The sequence below is a fragment of the Bradyrhizobium sp. AUGA SZCCT0177 genome (genome assembly GCF_018130125.1).
Taxonomy (GTDB): Bacteria; Pseudomonadota; Alphaproteobacteria; order Rhizobiales; family Xanthobacteraceae; genus Bradyrhizobium.
The window spans coordinates 1-17,166 of sequence record NZ_JAFCMA010000004.1 but is presented as its reverse complement, the minus strand read 5'-3'; the positions used below and the strand labels follow the sequence as shown (position 1 = coordinate 17,166).

Here is a 17,166-nt window from a genome sequence, read left to right as displayed (position 1 = left end):
CCGCCCCGTTGTGGCTACTCTACCCAGCGTGATTGCCGATCCTTCGAGAGTGCCACCTTGGAGTTCACCGCTCTTGCGGTGGCGTCGGATCTCCGACGCCACCGCAAGTCGGAGCTAAGGCCTCTACTTGCGATAGCGGGGAACCGTCTGACTGGCCGGTGGATCCGGCGCCCAAATGCGATAATTGAGTTGGGCGAACACCGAAAAGCCCTTCGTGATGGCAGCTGTATCAAGACCGGGAAGTCCAGCCGTTCCGCCCCTAGCCGTTGAGGACAGTTCCTGGGTGCCCCAAACACTAACCTGGGCAGGGCCGAAGTTGTAAGCAAACATGCCGCCGGCGGCCCAGATGTCGTAGCGGTTCACGTTGATAGCTCCTCCGTAAAACCCGCTCGATCGATCGTTCGTCACCTGACCTACGTAGTAGGCAACCGGGCCGATCGTCCAGTTACCCATCGTTTTCGTGGCCGTAAATTCGGCATGCAAAACGTCGCCGCTACGATAATTCGTGACGGTGTTTGTCGTATTGATCTCATCGAAAACGTTGACGGTCAGATTCCAGCCGTCCTTTAGGTAAGAGACGACAAGGTTAGGTTGGAATGTCCACCAAGGATTGCCGACGTTCCCAAGCCCGTTGGGACCTTGTTGGGTGCCGGTCGGCGCGTATATGCCGAGGCCCGCTTTGACGAAGAAGCCGCTGTCGCCAAGCTTCCAGCTGAGTTCGTTTGCGAAGAACGCGTTGTGCATTCCGGCCGGATTGACGTTGATTGGAGGGCCAACACTGGCAGAGATGAACGGCACCACGGCAACGAAACCGTACGTAGCGCCAAGGAAATTCCAACCGGGCACATAGAGGAATCCTTGCGCGGCCAAGTCCGCCTTCACGCCGGTTGCAGCCCCGTTTGCGTTGATCGGCGCGCCGGGACCGACGAGGTGAGATTGGTAGGTAAAAACCTGATTGAAGCCGTACAATCCCGGCGGTGGCGCCGCTGCGGCAGCGCCGAGCACGACACCGGGCTTCTGCAGCCACCCTGGCGCTCCGAATTCGAATGCGTCTGCCGCGGTCGCGAACGCCGACAATGCCAGCGCCCCAGCCGCGATGGCCTGCTTTCTCATCTTCATGGTGACCCCAATCCTGTTGATCACGTCGGCGGAGAATCCACCCGACGCTTCGTCCCCGTTGAGCTAACGATGGCGGTGGCAGTGGCATACGAATTGAGGTTGGGATCAATGTATAAACTCTTCGAATTACTTTAATATCCTTCATTGTTACAATATCGCGACATCACTACAAGTAATTGTATTTTAGATACACGAACTTATACTTAGTACTGCTTGAGTTGAATACTTTGCTATGTCGAGAATCTAGTCAACAGACCTCCCCACCAATTGCTCTGATCACGACTGCGGTTTGAGGCGCACCCCAGGCGCCGCTCCCCATGAATTCAACACCAGCGCGTTCAACGCCCGTCGTTTCTTTTCGACCGTCTCGAAATGCGCCCCGATGGGTCTCTCAAAGCGCCTCCAGACGCCTAACGGTCGAGATTGCTACGCCTTGATGATGGCGCTGCCGCCGACCGCGAGCGAGCGCGAACCGTAGCTGTCCATGCCGAACTGCACCTTGTCGATATCGCAATGGACGACCTGTACCTGTCTGATCGGCACGCCGATACGCTTGCAAATGTCATCTCGTGTCCCTGGCGATGGCTGTGCGATCCCGTCAGGGTTTCGATGGTGCCGACCGGATGCGGACCTCCGCAGATTCCCAGAAGCCCACGCCGGCGTCCAGACTGCCTACCGGCTTTGACGGTGCGATGCCGCAGGCCTCGACGTAGCAGGTGACGCCGATGCCGCGCAGCTTGCTTTTGAACTTCGCCTTGGCCTGACGCGCGGGGAAACCGGCATAGTCTATCGCCTTCATCGCAGCGTCGAGCGCCGCACCGAAATCGCGTATGTCAGAGGTCATGATGACCGGCGTCTGATACGGAAACGCCGTAATGAAGTTCTTGCGGCGCAACTCGCGGGATCGACATTCAGCTGATGCGCCGCGGTTTCCATCATCCGTTCGATCAGATAGCTCGCCTCAGGCCGGCCTGCGCCGCGACAGGCATCGACCGGCGTGGTGTTGGTGTAGACGCCCATCATCTCGGCGTAGATCGCCGGGATACTGCCCGGGCAGCAGCGTCGCGTAGAGATAGGTTGGGGCGGGTCTTGGCAAAGGCGACGAACTCAAACTTCGGGCGCAGCCTCGAACCGCTTACCCAACGCTCCCACGAGGTAACCCAGCGCTAATCCCAAAACCCACGACCAGATCAAGTATAAAATGGTCTCGTCTAACTTTGCGCCCGCAGCAAAAAAAACGCATCCACCCAAAAAACTTGCGGGAGTCGCCGACAAGCCAGGTAATGCGCTCATGGCTACGAGCACAAAAGCAAGAATCCCGATTGCAATAGCGGTAACTGGAAGGCCGCCACCAACTTTGGTGATAGCAAGAACCGTTAGAGCAGCGAGCAAAATTCCCGCAACGCCGGTTCCGAGAACCTTCTTAGCGCCGTCGAGCCCTCCTCCGCAAAAAAACAATGCAGCAGTCGAGACCAATCCTATCCATGGGGTGATATGCAGCTCCGTAATACCGCCGAGATAGATCCACGCTCCCACCAACAACCCAGAACTGATCGCAAGCGCATAGATGGCTTTCATATCCAATCCCCCAACGAGTTAAACTGCGTCTAAATCTTTTAGGAGCGCTACCCCGCAATGATCTCTCGGTGATACGCGCGGAGGCCGCTGTGATTCTAATGCCGTCTCTAGCCTAGCCCTGAGAGAAGCCATAGCACCGCTCGAAATGAAATGAATGGTACCAGATAGTGGAAATGCGCACCGCACGGCGCCTCCTACCGAAGACGGCAGACGGCGCGCGTTGAGCGATTGGCGGTCTCCCCGCCCATGAGTGGAAGCGTCGAATGGCACCTAATGCATTGCGAAGTCGGCCGTCAAATGACCGGACTTGTGCCTGTGTCGTCCGCTACCTGCAGCTGTGGCGGATTGACCGGTAGCTTGGCGAAGAAAAATTGCCAGCGCGACCCGTCGCGAGTCTCGATCAGGTGTTGCTTGACCTTGGATGTACCCCGGCGACCATGTCGGCAGCCAAGATGAGCGCAGTGTCGAGCGTGTGGATGAAGTCAAGAATCCTGGACTTTCAGACGTAACGCCCCATGTCACGTCTTAGCTTCGCAAGCATCGCCAACGACTATAGCTGGAAGTGACAATCGTAGCCTTGGTGGGCCATTCAAAAGGGTGGGTGACGAGTAAATTCATGTACCGACGGTTCCACGCGGCGCCGCTCGAGATGACTAAACGACGGGCAAGCGACGCGGATGGACTCCTCCTCCTCCTTGCTATCCGCGCAGGCAGCTTGCCTCGATGTCGGCTTCGGTCCACTTCTGACTGATTATCTCGCTACGCCGGCATCCCGTGGGCGCAATCTGGCGAGTGATGATGATAGTCATCTCGTATTTGTCTTCCTCGGCAGCCTCGCGCAGCGTGCGTCCTAGGCTATGATACTCGACCGCAGAGATGCGGCGCTTACGCACGTTGTCCTTTGGTTTGCGAATGCCATGGGCCGGGTTACTCAAATAATGCCGCTCTCGACGGCGTGAGTCAGCATGCACCTGAGCAGACCCACCGTGCGCGTGGCGGTCCCTGCTCCACCGTGGACGACCGCCTGTCCGCGTACCTTCTTGATCTTGACAGAGACCCGGGTCTTTCCGCCATATTGTGCTTTAGAACGGTTTGAGACGCACCCCAGGTGCCGGCTCGCCCAAAAATTCAACACCAGCGCTTTCGAATGCCCGTCGAATTTTTTCGACTGTCTCGAAATGCGCTCCGATGGGACCGTCAAGTCCCTCAAGACGCCTAATGGTCGAGATTGCTACGCCGGCGTTGGAGGCTAGTCGATGCTGCTCCCACCCGATCAGGGATCTTGCCGCCTTAATCTGTCGCGTGATTATCAGCATCTGTGCTGCGACCTTTTTTGCAGTGCCTAGCAATCGACCCGCGTCTGAAGCCTCAGTTCAAATCGACCGATCTCAGCATCCCGGCCCGATCGCGGCACCTGAAATACTCGAGAATTGTTCATGGCGCTCACGACTTGTGACTTCGTGATAGAGACGGGGTTTCGCAACTGGACTGGGCTTCGTAAGAAATTCATCGCGCCGCCGAAGATAGCGACGTGCGTTGGGTACGGTTCGGCCCAGCATCATTGCCTACGACCCAGCCTGAAAGGTGCGCCGGAATCTCTAGAAGACCCCGGCAAGTTTGGGGAGAGGCCGCAATTCTGATGATATCTAGAGGTCATCTCAACAGCAAACGTACGGATTGGTGCGAAATACTGGTTCGGCATGACCAGACAAGACACCGTTCAAACTGTCAGCGCCCGCTGAGCCATCACTTTGATCAAGTGGGCGCGATAATCCGAGGAGCCATGAAGATCGCTCATCAAGCCATCGGCAGAAATCTTGACGCCGTCGAGTGCAGTCGCAGACCAATTCGCTTTCAGCGCCGCCTCGATCGCCGGAATCCGTATAACGCCGTTTTGCGATGCGCCGGTGGCCGCGACGCGGACGTCACCTGCCGGATTCTTGGCTACGAATACGCCGGTCAGGGCGAAGCGCGACGCGGGGTGGGGGAATTTAGAGTATCCCGCCTTGGCCTGGACGGGAAACGATACCGCCGTGATAATTTCGCCGTCGTCGAGGGCGGTCGCGAACAAGCCCTTGAAGAAATCATCCGCCGAGATCGAACGCTTGTTGGTCTTGATCGTAGCACCGAGCGCCAACACTGCCGCCGGATAGTCGGCGGCGGGATCGTTGTTGGCGAGCGAGCCCCCTATCGTGCCACGATGCCGCACGGCCGGATCGCCTATCAACGAGGCCAAGTGAGCCAGTGCTGGGATCGCCTTTTGCACGGCGCCACTGTTGGCCACGTCGTAATGAGTCGTCGCGGCCTTGATCCTGATCCCGTCGCCGGTTGGTTCGATGCCGATCATATCCTTGACCTTTGCGAGATCAATCACGTCAGACGGCGAGGCCAGCCGCTGCTTCATAACGGGGATGAGCGTGTGGCCGCCAGCGAGATATTTCGACTCCGAGCCTTTGCCGAAAAGTGCAACGGCTTCGTCGACCGAGGAGGGACGATGGTAAATGGTCTCGTACATGATTGTGCTCCCTCTCAACCGTGAATCGCATGCCAGACGCGGCTCGGCGTCGCGGGCATTTCGAGTTTGTTGTTGCCGATCGCATCCGTGATCGCATTGATCACGGCGGCGGACGCGCCGATCGCGCCGGCCTCGCCGCAACCCTTTACGCCGAGCGGATTGCCCGGACAGAGCGTCGGCGTATGCGACAATTTGAACGACGGCAGATCGTCGGCGCGCGGCATGGTGTAATCCATGAACGACGCGGTAATGAGCTGGCCGCTCGAGTCGTAGACGGCGCCTTCGAGCAGCGCCTGGCCGATGCCCTGGGCGAGACCGCCATGGACCTGGCCTTCGACGATCATCGGATTGATCAGCCGGCCGAAATCGTCCGCCGCGACGAAGTCGATGAAGGAGGTCTTGCCGGTCGCGGGATCGACTTCGATCTCGCAGATATAGGTACCGGCCGGGAAGGTGAAGTTGGTAGGATCGTAGAACGCGGTTTCCTTCAGGCCGGGCTCCATGCCGTCAGGCAGGTTGTGCGCGGTGTAGGCGGCGAGCGCGACCATCGGTAGCGCAATCGACTTGTCGGTACCGGTGACCTTGAACTCGCCATTCTCGATGACGATGTCGTTCTCCGACGCTTCGAGCTGATGCGCGGCGATCTTCTTTGCCTTGGCCTCGACCTTTTCCATCGCCTTGATGATGGCGGTGCCGCCGACCGCGAGCGAGCGCGAGCCGTAGGTGCCCATGCCGAACTGCACCTTGTCGGTGTCGCCGTGGACGATCTGCACCTGGCTGATCGGCACGCCCAGGCGTTCCGAAATCAACTGTGCGAACGTGGTCTCATGGCCCTGGCCGTGGCTGTGCGATCCCGTCAGGACTTCAATTGTACCAACCGGATTGACGCGGATTTCGGCCGACTCCCACAGGCCGACGCCGGCCCCCAGGCTGCCGACCGCCTTGGACGGTGCGATGCCGCAGGCCTCGATGTAGCAGGAGACGCCGAGGCCGCGCAGCTTGCCTTCGGATTTGGCTTTGGCCTTGCGGGCCGCGAAGCCGGCATAGTCGATCGCCTTCATTGCGGCATCGAGCGAAGCGCCGAAATCGCCGATGTCATAGGCCATGATGACCGGCGTTTGGTAAGGAAACTGCGTGATGAAATTCTTGGCCCGCAGTTCGGCGGGATCGACCTTCAACTGCCGCGCCGCGGTCTCCATCAGGCGTTCGAGCAAATAGCTGGCTTCCGGCCGGCCCGCACCGCGATAGGCATCGACTGGCGTGGTGTTGGTGTAGACCGTGATCACCTCGGCGAAGATGTTTGGGATTTGGTACTGGCCCGACAGCAGTGTCGCATACAGATAGGTCGGCACCGCCGCCGAGAACAGCGACATGTAGGCGCCCAGATTGGCGTAGGTCTTGACCCGCAATCCGAGGATCTTGTTGTCCTTGTCGAACGCCATCTCCGCCTTCGAGACGTGGTCGCGGCCATGCGCGTCGGTCAGGAAGGCCTCGGTGCGGTCGCAGGTCCACTTGATCGGCCGCCCCACCTTCTTGGAGGCCCACAGCGCCACCATTTCTTCCGGATAGATGTAGATCTTCGATCCGAAACCGCCGCCGACGTCGGGCGCGATCACCCGCAGCTTGTGCTCGGGTGCGATGTTGTAGAACGCCGACAGCACCAGGCGGGCGACGTGCGGATTCTGTGATGTCGTGTAAAGCGTGAAGTGCTCTTCGGCTTCAGCATATTCCGCAATCGCTGCGCGCGGCTCCATCGGATTCGGCACCAAGCGATTGTTGGTGAGGTCGAGTTTCACCACATTGGCGGCCTTGCCGAAGGCGTTGTTGACAGCGGCCTCGTCGCCGATGGTCCAGTCGTAAATCATATTGCCCGGCGCCTCAGGGTGAAGCTGCGGCGCGCCCGGCTTGATGGCGGCGGCAATGTCGGCCACCGCTGGCAATTCCTCGTAATTGATGACGACCGCTTCGGCGGCGTCCTTGGCCTGGTTCTTGGTTTCGGCGATCACCACCGCGACCGCCTGGCCGACAAAGCGCACGACTTCCGGCGCCATCGCCGGCCACGCGCCCATCTTCATCGGGGTGCCGTCCTTGGAGGTGATGGCCCAGCCGCAAATCAAATTGCCGACCTTGTCGTCGACGATCTGCTGGCCGGTCAGGACGCCGACCACGCCGGGCATCTTCATCGCGGCGGATGAATCGATACCTTTTACCTTGGCATGCGCGTGCGGGCTGCGGATGAAATGGGCGTGGGTCAGGCCCACCAGTTTGACGTCGTCGACGTAACGGCCCTTGCCGGTAATGAAACGGCGGTCTTCCTTGCGCACAACGCTTGCGCCAATGCCTTCAACGCCCATGTCCTGTCCTCCCAACCGGAGTTATTGTTTCCGCCGTTTCCATCGAAACGAGGCGGTCTTGGATTAGGGTAGCGGTGGCCTGGGGCAGCTATTCGGCCGCCTGCGCGACCTTCATGCGGCCGGCGGCGTCGAGCACCGATTTGACGATGTTGTGGTAGCCGGTGCAGCGGCAGATGTTGCCTTCCAGCTCGTGCCGGACGGTTTCCTCGTCGAGCTTGCCGCCATAGCGGTGCACGATATCGATCGCCGACATGATCATGCCCGGGGTGCAATAGCCGCACTGCAGGCCGTGATTGTCGCGGAACGCCGCCTGCATCGGGTGCAGTTCGTCGCCCTTGGCGATACCCTCGATCGTGGTCACGTTGGAGCCGGCCGCCTGGCCGGCCAGCACGGTGCAGGATTTGACCGCCCGGCCGTCGATATGGACGACGCAGGCGCCGCACTGGCTGGTATCGCAGCCGACATGGGTGCCGGTCAGGTTCAGATTTTCGCGGAGCAGATGGACGAGGAGGGTTCTGTCGTCAATATCTGCAGAGACAGCGTTACCATTCACTTTTAGTTCGACTCTCGACATACCCGACCTCCCGGCATTTTTCAGGAACTTTGTCCAAATCAACGGCAGTGCCCACTAAGATCGCCCTTCTCAATGGCCGGTACGCAACCAGGTATCAAACGATCAAGCCAGACCCATCGCAACGAGTTCACGCTCCAGTTGCGACTTCGAGCTTCATTAGAAGCTTATTCTTTCGGCGGACGTTGTCACTGTTCCTACTTAACCAAGCGACAAAAGCTCGTCATAGCACCGGTCAAAATAAAACGGATGGTACCAGCGCATCGGATGAATCCTACGATGCGAACGGCAACGAGGCTTCCGTACTGACAGCCCCATTACCGCGAGGCAGTGCGCAAGGAACAGCGTGCTCAGTTATTCGGCGCGGGATAAAGGCAGACGCCCTCGATCAGCGTACCGCCAGGCTCATATAAAGTGTACTTTGGCTGTCTCGCCCGATCATTCCGGCGCAAACTCAATCATGATTTGTCCGGGTTATGCCGCGATGCTCAAGTGCGATATCTCTAGCGCGTTGCGGTCCACAACCTTCAGTCTATGATCCAAAACCACATTGCGACGGGTGGTGGAATGGCGCGCATTCTCCGGATCCTCGACCAGCCAGAGCGTCACGACGCCACTTCCGTTCGGCACGAAAAACGGTGCGATTACTGATCCTGCAACTATTGTAAAGTGCCTATTGGCTTGCGGCGCACAACCAGCCGAACGAAACACGCCGATTCTAAACGCCGGCCGCAACAAAGATCAGCAATCATCGCATTTGGCGAGCTAGGCGCCGAGCGCGAGCCTTACTGCCCCCGCAGCACTCTTTTGCGCGTTTAGGAATCAGGAAGCGTTCCAGCGGGCGATGGCATCATCGTCGTGGCCGTGGGAATCGACCCACGACGCCCCTCGCGCGTACTGTTCTGATTTCCAGAACGGCGCGTTGACCTTCAAATAATCCATCAGGAACTCGGCGCTCAGAAAGGCTGCCTGCCGGTGGGCCGAGGCCGTCAGCACCAGCACAATATTGTCTCCCGGCGCCAAGCGGCCGTAACGATGGATGACGGTGACGCCGGTGAGCGGCCAGCGTGTGATCGCCTCATCAACATGGCGCCTGATCTCCGTATACGCCATGCCGGGGTAGTGTTCTAGCGTCAGCCCGGTAATGATGCCGCCTTCCCCGCCGCCACGGCAGATGCCGTTAAAACTAACAAGAGCGCCAATATCAGTCCGTCCGCGCGTGAGTGAACGGATTTCCCGCGAGACGTCGAAATCGTCTTGCTGCAGGCGAATGGTAATGGGAATAGTCGTATGCACGGCACGCATCAGCCGCCGGTCATGGGCGGAAAGAATGCAATCTCGCCGGCGCCCTCGATGTTCGCGTCGAGCTTGACATGGGTATGATCGATCGCGGCTCGAACGACCGCCTTCTCGAAAGCGTAGGCATATTCCTCACCACGACCAACCAGCCATTGTATCAGGTCGTTAATCGTCCGCACCGACGGCGGCGGGTCGATGGTCTCTTCCGTCTTACCCACGCGCTCACGCACCCATGCAAAATAAATAACCTTCATCGACCCTCGCAAGCAGATTGCTACAAACACGGATTCGGCCATCGCATGGAGGCCTCGATCGATTGGCACGGCATTGAGATCAGCGCGCAACAGCGGCGAGGCATGGAAATCTCTGCTTGGTTCGCGATCGTTGATCGTCCAGCCGATAGCCGCTGGGCTGAGCCCGCCCTTAGCGGCCCGTGCCGAGATACTTTGATTACCTGCAGCATGGACTCTGGCTTACCTTGGATACCAGCGTAGTAAAGAATTTTTCGGCCATGTTCTTCACCACACCTACGATCAAGCGAGACCCAAGCTGCGCGAGCTTTCCACCAATCTGAGCCTCTATTTCGTACGTTAGCACGGTGCTATCCCCCGCTTCTCGGAGATGAACACGTGCGCCGCCTTTGGCAAAGCCCGCAACACCCCCTGATCCTTCGCCCTGAATCCGATAGCCGTTATTGGGATTGATCTCGCTCAATTCAACTCTTCCGGTGAAGCGCGCTTTCAACGGACCTATCTTGGCGAGAATGGCCGCTGCAAACTCAGTCTCGGAAAGCATCGAGAGAGTTTCACAACCCGGGATGCACTCTCTAAGAATGCTTGAGTCATTGAGTGCGGCCCACACGGCACTTTGCTTCGCCGGAATCGTATAGCTTCCCGTGAGATCCATTGCGCTTCTATTCCATGCTGGTCGGAAAACTATCAGCAGTTCAACTCTTTCGCTGCACTATAGTTTACCAACGTGAAGTGCAGAGTACCGGTTAGCTTGTATCTAATGGTGCCATACCTTTGGGTCTTGCTTATTCCAAAAATTGCGGCGCAACCGACGGCAGACGTTCGTGAGCAGCGGGCCCTAGCCAGGCGGCGTTGGCGTAACAACGTCTGATCGGGAAACACGATGATGAATTTAAGTCCATCATTCACGGCCACGCTGGTAAGCGACCGTTGGTAGAAGGTTTCGCCGCCCATCAGTCCAAAGACCCGAGAGACGCAACGCGGCTTTCGCTCGCACTGATCCGCCTGAAATATATATTGCCAGTGCTTCAGAGGAGCGCGGCGGCCGCCAAGCATCAGCCGCCCCTTGCTTGGATCTAACAATTTCAAGTAGACGGGGGCTCTGGCGGACGCTCGAGACCACGGTGATCATTCACGCCTACGGGCCTGCACTCTCATCTGCAGGCCCGCAACCAGTTAAGTTAACGTCGAATACCTAGGCCGTCACTAACGCGACCGGTTTTGGCTCATGCATGCCCCGCGCTGCGTTCCTGCCTACAATCCGCTCCACTTGAACGAGATTGTCCGAGAATGTGGGACAGTTTCCCATCCCTCCAAACCTAGCCGCGGACACGCTATTGACGGTGCCCTCCTCGTTGTGAGTCCGCCAATATCCGACGGTAGTAACAACCAGCCCGGCCTGAACGTCGTCGGTCACCTGGGCGACGCCCTGGAATCCTCCCGTCCGGTTGTACACTTTCACCTTGTCACCGTGTTCGATCATACGTTCAGCTGCATCTTGCGGACTAAGGAGAACAAACTGATCTCCCTGCAGTCTCCGCTTCTTGGGCTCGTTGGCATAGTTCGTGTTCAAGAACGCGTGGCTTTTCGGAGCTATGATGCTCAGAGGATAGAGCTTGGCAAGCTCGGGCTCGTCAGCCGCACTCTCGAATGGCCTGGTGTAACCGGGAAGCGGCTCGATAGGCTCACCACTCTGCATCTCGTTGTACAATTGACGAAATGGCGGTGCCACGAAATTTTTCGCGTCGGTGAGCAGGATTTCACACTTGCCGGACGGGGTCTTGAAGTTCCCCTCTGCGTGAGGCGTCCGCGTATCCGCCGCTCCCAAGTTCAGTTTCGCATAGCCTTGCGCCCGAAGGAGGTCCATATCGATGCCCTGCACCTGCGGCGCGGTCCAGTCTATCGTGCTTTCCGCCAACTCCTTGTCCGATTTGATGAACTCAGGATCGGTAAAGCCCATCGTTTTCGCAAGCCTGCGGAAAATCTCCGCGTTCGAGCAAGCTTCACCGGGCGGCTCAATCGCCTTTTGATTGAGCGTAAGGTAGAAATGCCCCCAGGAGAACATCATGTCATCGTGTTCGGCGGCCATCGTCGCCGGCAAGATGATATCGGCGTATGCCGCGGTATCGCTGATGAAGTGATCTGCGACGACGGTGAATAGATCTTCCCGCTGAAGTCCCTTGACGATCTTGTCGACATCCATCGCCTGGGTCACTGGGTTTGTATTGTAGACCATTATTGATTTGATCGGCGGATCAAGCTTCGTCTCGCCCAGCAGCGCCTCTCCCAACTTGAGAAGATTCACGACGCGCGTGCCCGGCTTTATCCAGTCCGGTCGGCAGATCGCTCCGAAGTTCACGGGGAACTCCCACAGGGGCGCTTGATAAATGCCGCCAGCCACGTCTTTCCAGGCACCTGTCAGGGCGGGAAGCGCAATGACGGCGCGGATGGCTTGAGTTCCGCCCGCAGTACGCTCAAGCGCTACGCCGATACGAATTGAGGCGTTTCGCGACCGACCGTATTCACGCGCCAGTTTTCGTATGTCGCCGGACGGGATTCCAGTGATCTTCTCGGCCCATTCCGGTGTGCAGGCGGCGGCATGCTCCTTGAGCTCCGGAAACCCTAATACGTACTTGTCGACATAGTCGCGATCGACGAGGTCTTCGGCGATCAGAGTCTGGATCATGGCCATCGCAAGAGCGCCGTCGGTTCCCGGCTTGGGTGCGATGTGCCAGTCAGCCTGCTTGGCGGTGCGCGACCTGTACGGGTCGATCACAACGACTTTTGCACCCTTTTGGCGCGCCTCCATGACGAAGGGCCAGTGATGCAGGTTGGTGCTGAGCGAGTTGCAACCCCAGATGATGATATATTTCGAGTGTGCGAAACTCTCCGGATCCAGCGCATTGGTGGGGCCAACGGTGAGAAGCCATGCGGTGGAAGAGCCCGAGGCGCAATAGGTCTTCTCGCAAACCGTAGCGCCGAGTTTGTTGAAGAACGCATCGCCGACCGTCAGGCCCTGTACGAGACCCTCATTGCCGAGATAGCTGACTGGCATGATGGCTTCAGCGCCATCGCCTGCAATAATTTTCGTCCAGCGCTGCTTGATTTCCGCCAGCGCCTGCTCCCAGCTGATCCGCAGAAAGGCCCGGCTACCCTTTGGCCCGTTACGCTTCAGCGGGTACAACACGCGATCTGCGTTGTAATGGCGATCCGAGTAATCGTTGAGTTTCACGCATAACCCGCCACGCGTGATCGGATGCTTGGGGTTCCCACGAACGTTGACTAACTTGTCGCCTTCCACAGTATAAAGCATTGCGCAGGTGTCGGGACAATCGTGGGGGCAACCGCCAAAAAACTCCCTCGTATTTGCCTTCGTCGTTGAAGTGCTGGCAGACATCGACATATTCCTTCTACCGTTCGGTCAGGGGAAATCTGCGCTTGGGACTTGCGGTCGCCAAGAGCGCCCTTTCGCAGTTAAATCCAACGACTCGCTTGAATTGAGTACCGGTTGCCGCGAATCTCTTGGTGCCACCTTGGCTTTGGAGTCCGGCCGGACTCAGGCCTTTCATTTGCACCGGTACTTCACCGACCCGGCCTTCGGGTCGAATTATCAATGGAGCATTGGTCGTGCGCTTTGCGTGTCGACAAAACATGGCAGCATCATCATTAGAAAACCCTGAGAAAATTTCTCGAATCATGGCCGCAACGGGCGGCTAATCGATTACCACCATGATCTTGGAGTGAGGAACGACGATGCCCCATGTGGTTACTGGGAACTGTAGCGACTGTAGATTCACGGATTGCGTTCTCGTTTGTCCGGTGGCGTGTTTCCATGGCGACGATCAGCGTATGTACATTGATCCGGTAGCATGCGTCGATTGCGCTGCATGCATCCCAGCCTGCCCTGTTCAGGCCATCAGCGAAATTGCGGATCTTTCGGAAGACCAGCGAATGTGGATTGACATTAACGCCGAAAAATCGAGCAGCACACCCGTGATCCGGAGTAAGCAAACGCCGCTGCCGGGTGCAGAGGAACGACGAGCCGCCTTGGGTTTTTCCTAAAACACATCAAACCGTAGTGGCTTACCTGTGAACACAATTGGAACAGCCGATAACCCCTTGCGTGTTGCGATCGTTGGAAGCGGGCCCAGCGGTTTCTACGCGGCTGAGGCCCTGCTGCAATCGGAACATACGACCGAGGTCGACATTCTCGAACGCCTCCCCGTCCCTTACGGGCTGGTGCGCTATGGTGTCGCACCTGACCACCCGCGATTAAAGGATGTCGCGGATACGTACGCGGCGATCGCTCGGCATCCACGCTTTTCGTTCATCGGTAACGCGTCATTCGGCAAGGATTTCACCCTCAAAGAGTTGGCAGATTGTTATCACGCGGTAATCTTTGCCACAGGGGCGGCAACGGACCGGAAGCTTGGCATTCCTGGCGAGGATATTCAGGGGAGCCACGCCGCTACTTCCTTTGTGGGATGGTACAACGGTCATCCCGACTACCGGGATCTCGAGTTCGACTTATCAGGTGAATCCGCCGTCATCATTGGCCAGGGCAACGTCGCAATCGACGTCTGCCGGATCCTGGCGAAGTCAACGGATGAATTGCGAAAGACCGATATCGCATCGCATGCACTGGACGCCCTGGCCGATAGCCGCATCCGCGAGATTCATCTTATTGGGCGCAGAGGTCCGGTTCAGGCACGCTTTACCACGAAAGAGCTGCGCGAGCTCGGTCAACTGTCTGAATGCGATCCTTTTGTGGATCCTGATAATTTGCTGTTGAGCGAGACGTGCAAGTCCGAACTGAGCGACGTCCGCGAGCCGGCGCGCGCACGCAATTTTGAGATATTCCGAACCTTCGCCTCCCGCCGGCAGGAAAAGCCGAAATGCTGCCGCGTCCACTTCTTCCTGAGCCCACGGGAAGCACGTGGAGAACATAGGCTCGAGGAGCTGGTTCTTGAGCGAACCCGGCTCGCTGGCGCCGCCGGTCGTCAAGAAGCGGTCGGCACCGGGAAGACGGTGTCTATCAAGACCGGGCTGATGATTCGCAGTGTCGGCTACAGCGGACTTCCGTTGGAAGGAGTTCCATTTGATGAGAAGCTCGGCACGGTGCCCAACAAGGACGGCCGCGCGACGATGACATCGTCGAACGGATTTCCAGTCTATGTCACTGGTTGGATCAAACGTGGGCCGACTGGAATCATCGGGACGAACCGAGCTGATAGCATGGCAACCGTTGCGACCCTTCTCGCAGACCTCCCGAACTTTAACTCTCAACCCAGGCCTGGTCGCGAAGCGTCGGTTTCCCTGTTAGCGCAACGGTCGGTACGTTCAGTATCGTTCCATGATTGGGAAACGATTGATCAGGCGGAGAAGGCCCGTGGCCTGCCCCTTGGCAAGCCGCGAGAGAAATTCACCAGGATTTCTGAAATGCTTGCGGCCAGCAGCACCTAGCTGTATATTTTTTGGGCACATCCTGGGAATTGCCGGAGATTTCGGGGTGCGGCAGTTGCGTTTCGAATTGCTGACGAAACGCTCTCTGATCGCTATTAGGTCGGGAGTAACAACGCAGTCGCGGCTTGGCGAATTTCGCGAAGTATCGACTGTCGAATGATAGGAGCTGCATATGCAGTTAGCTCTTGAAATTGACCTTTCGGCTGCGTCACTGCAAGCACAGGTTTTCAAGCAAATCCACGGATTGATTGTGTCTGGCCGCCTGCGGCCCGGTGCACGCCTTCCCGGCAGCCGCTCCTTGAGCGAGCAGCTCGGGGTGTCACGCAATACGATCATACTCGCTTATGAAACATTGACGGCCGAAGGGTATCTGGAGTCCCGGGAGGGAGCTGGCACATACGTGTCAAATGCGCTTCCCGATAACTCGTTATCGGTTGCGGACACTTGCGCCAGGAACGCCACCCACACCAAACCGATCCATTTGTTCGTTCCGGTCGCCGAGGAAGCGAAGCCATCCAAATTCCCCAATGAAATCGCTTGCGACTTTGCGCTTGAGGGCACCGATCCCGCTTGCTTTCCGCGCAGCGTTTGGCGTCGGCTGACTAATTGGCGGATGCAATCCTCAAAATTCAACTTGACGTATTCCGGCACACCGAAGGGACTTCGGGAACTGAGGGAAACCCTCGCCGGGCATCTGGGCGCTTCTCGCGGCATTTCATGCAGTCCAGATCAAATCGTAATCGTCACCGGTGTTCAGCAGGCGCTGAACGTCGCGGCTCACCTCTTTGTCCGCGCAGGTACGACGGTGGCAATGGAAGCACCTGGCTGCAGTGCAACTGCGGATCTTTTCCGGGCCTATGGCGCAAATATCGCGCCGGTTCCTGTCGATCAAAGTGGCATCGTCGTAAAGCACTTGCCGCAATCGAGCACCTGCGTCGCCTTCGTCACTCCGGCCCGTCAGTATCCGATGGGCGTTATGCTGTCAGCTTCCCGGCGCGGGGCTTTGCTGAACTGGGCAAATCGGACAGATTCTCACGTCGTCGAGGTCGATTTCGACACTGAGATTCGCTATCAGGGTTCACCGCCGCCCCCCCTGAAAAGCCTCGATACCAACGGACGGGTGGTCTACGTCGGCTCCTTTGCAGCTTCCATCGGTCCGGGCCTGAGGGTGGGATACATGGTCCTGCCACCCCACTTGGTGGATCCCGCCGTCCAGGCGGCTTCACTGCTCGATCACGGCTTTCCGTGCACCGGCGTTCCGTGGCTCGAACAGGCCGTGCTGAATGATTTCATCGAAACCGGCGCTTTTGAAAAGCACCTTAGAAAAATTCGCAGAACCTATATGGCACGGCGCGACTGTCTGGTCGCGGCACTTCAGAAGCATGTCGGATCCGCACTGATAAACCCGGTGCATTGTGGCACGCATCTGGTTTGGGAGCTGCCGCCAGATTTTCCCAGCGCAGTCAAATTGCAGACGCTGATGCTGAAACAACAAGTCGCCGTCTATACATTGCGCGACCAGAATATCGGGGATGCGGACTATCTGGAGAATTGCGATCGATATCTCTTGTTGGGATTCGCAGCGCTGACGGAACCAGCTATCGAGGAGGGAATCTCAAGGCTCGCCAAGGTGCTTTGACGATTCAATCCCGTAGCCTAAGGCTGGCACCGGAGACTCGCGGTAACCGGTATTCAATTCCAGCCGGCCGCCGGATCGAGGACGAAGGCATTCGGGTAGCCATGAGGTGTGCTGGCGGCGTTATCGATCCCTACGCGGGGCCGGAGGAGCAGCGGCGCCGCCGCCGCTCTATTCTGATCGGTGACCGGCACCCTGGCCGACATCGACGTGTAGCGAAATCGGAACGGTGCGCGGTCACGGAATGCGTGGGACGAGAATAGCAGTCAACTCGTGAATTCACGACGGGCGGAGCGCACGGTCGCCACGATGTGCGCATGCACCTCCGACACTCTGCGCGTATGATGGGTGTCGGGATGCGAAACCAACCAATAGTTTCG

General features: G+C 58.1%; 13 protein-coding genes and 1 pseudogene. 3 read left to right on the top strand and 11 right to left on the bottom strand.

Annotation, left to right across the window (positions count from 1 at the left end; all coding sequences use genetic code 11):
- Nucleotides 1–123: 123 nt before the first annotated feature.
- From JQ597_RS05675 to JQ597_RS05625, 11 genes and pseudogenes are all read right to left on the bottom strand, one after another.
- The gene (locus tag JQ597_RS05675) at nt 124–1,119 is read right to left on the bottom strand and encodes a SphA family protein (protein ID WP_212263267.1); all 996 of its coding nucleotides are present in this window, start codon (nt 1,117–1,119) and stop codon (nt 124–126) included.
- Nucleotides 1,120–1,548: 429 nt separating this feature from the next.
- Nucleotides 1,549–2,245, bottom strand: a pseudogene (locus tag JQ597_RS05670) (molybdopterin cofactor-binding domain-containing protein); the annotation flags it as partial.
- Nucleotides 2,227–2,697 (bottom strand): DUF1097 domain-containing protein, encoded by a 471-nt coding sequence (locus JQ597_RS05665; RefSeq protein WP_212263266.1) that lies wholly within the window; start codon nt 2,695–2,697, stop codon nt 2,227–2,229. The pseudogene JQ597_RS05670 and the gene JQ597_RS05665, both read right to left, overlap by 19 nt.
- A 698-nt stretch (nt 2,698–3,395) precedes the next feature.
- Nucleotides 3,396–3,632, bottom strand: coding sequence for a hypothetical protein (locus JQ597_RS38450; RefSeq protein WP_212263265.1), 237 nt, complete (start codon nt 3,630–3,632; stop codon nt 3,396–3,398).
- A gap of 785 nt (nt 3,633–4,417) precedes the next feature.
- Nucleotides 4,418–5,212: an FAD binding domain-containing protein gene (locus JQ597_RS05655; protein WP_212263264.1), complete on the bottom strand. Its 795-nt coding sequence runs from the start codon at nt 5,210–5,212 to the stop codon at nt 4,418–4,420.
- Nucleotides 5,213–5,226: 14 nt separating this feature from the next.
- Nucleotides 5,227–7,566 (bottom strand): xanthine dehydrogenase family protein molybdopterin-binding subunit, encoded by a 2,340-nt coding sequence (locus tag JQ597_RS05650; RefSeq protein ID WP_212263263.1) that lies wholly within the window; start codon nt 7,564–7,566, stop codon nt 5,227–5,229.
- 88 nt (nt 7,567–7,654) lie between these two features.
- Nucleotides 7,655–8,140, bottom strand: coding sequence for a (2Fe-2S)-binding protein (locus JQ597_RS05645; protein ID WP_212263262.1), 486 nt, complete (start codon nt 8,138–8,140; stop codon nt 7,655–7,657).
- An 819-nt stretch (nt 8,141–8,959) separates the two neighbouring features.
- On the bottom strand, nt 8,960–9,442 hold the full coding sequence (locus JQ597_RS05640; protein WP_212263261.1) for a molybdenum cofactor biosynthesis protein MoaE: 483 nt from the start codon (nt 9,440–9,442) through the stop codon (nt 8,960–8,962).
- A complete protein-coding gene (moaD, locus tag JQ597_RS05635; protein WP_212263501.1) occupies nt 9,442–9,690 on the bottom strand; it encodes a molybdopterin converting factor subunit 1 in 249 nt (82 codons plus the stop codon). The genes JQ597_RS05640 and moaD overlap by 1 nt, the downstream gene beginning before the upstream one ends.
- A gap of 196 nt (nt 9,691–9,886) precedes the next feature.
- Nucleotides 9,887–10,342 carry an SRPBCC family protein gene (locus JQ597_RS05630; RefSeq protein WP_212263260.1) on the bottom strand — a complete coding sequence of 152 codons (456 nt, stop codon included), beginning with the start codon at nt 10,340–10,342 and terminating at the stop codon, nt 9,887–9,889.
- A 540-nt stretch (nt 10,343–10,882) separates the two neighbouring features.
- The gene (locus JQ597_RS05625) at nt 10,883–13,084 is read right to left on the bottom strand and encodes a molybdopterin-containing oxidoreductase family protein (protein ID WP_502754265.1); all 2,202 of its coding nucleotides are present in this window, start codon (nt 13,082–13,084) and stop codon (nt 10,883–10,885) included.
- Nucleotides 13,085–13,440: 356 nt separating this feature from the next.
- Between JQ597_RS05625 and JQ597_RS38230 the strand changes: the two genes are divergently transcribed.
- From JQ597_RS38230 to pdxR, 3 genes are all read left to right on the top strand, one after another.
- A complete protein-coding gene (locus tag JQ597_RS38230; protein ID WP_212263258.1) occupies nt 13,441–13,749 on the top strand; it encodes a ferredoxin family protein in 309 nt (102 codons plus the stop codon).
- A gap of 57 nt (nt 13,750–13,806) precedes the next feature.
- On the top strand, nt 13,807–15,150 hold the full coding sequence (locus tag JQ597_RS05615) for an FAD-dependent oxidoreductase (RefSeq protein WP_249147521.1): 1,344 nt from the start codon (nt 13,807–13,809) through the stop codon (nt 15,148–15,150).
- A gap of 172 nt (nt 15,151–15,322) precedes the next feature.
- Entirely contained in the window at nt 15,323–16,789 is a 1,467-nt protein-coding gene (pdxR, locus tag JQ597_RS05610) for a MocR-like pyridoxine biosynthesis transcription factor PdxR (protein WP_212263257.1), read from the top strand.
- The last annotated feature ends 377 nt before the right edge of the window (nt 16,790–17,166 follow it).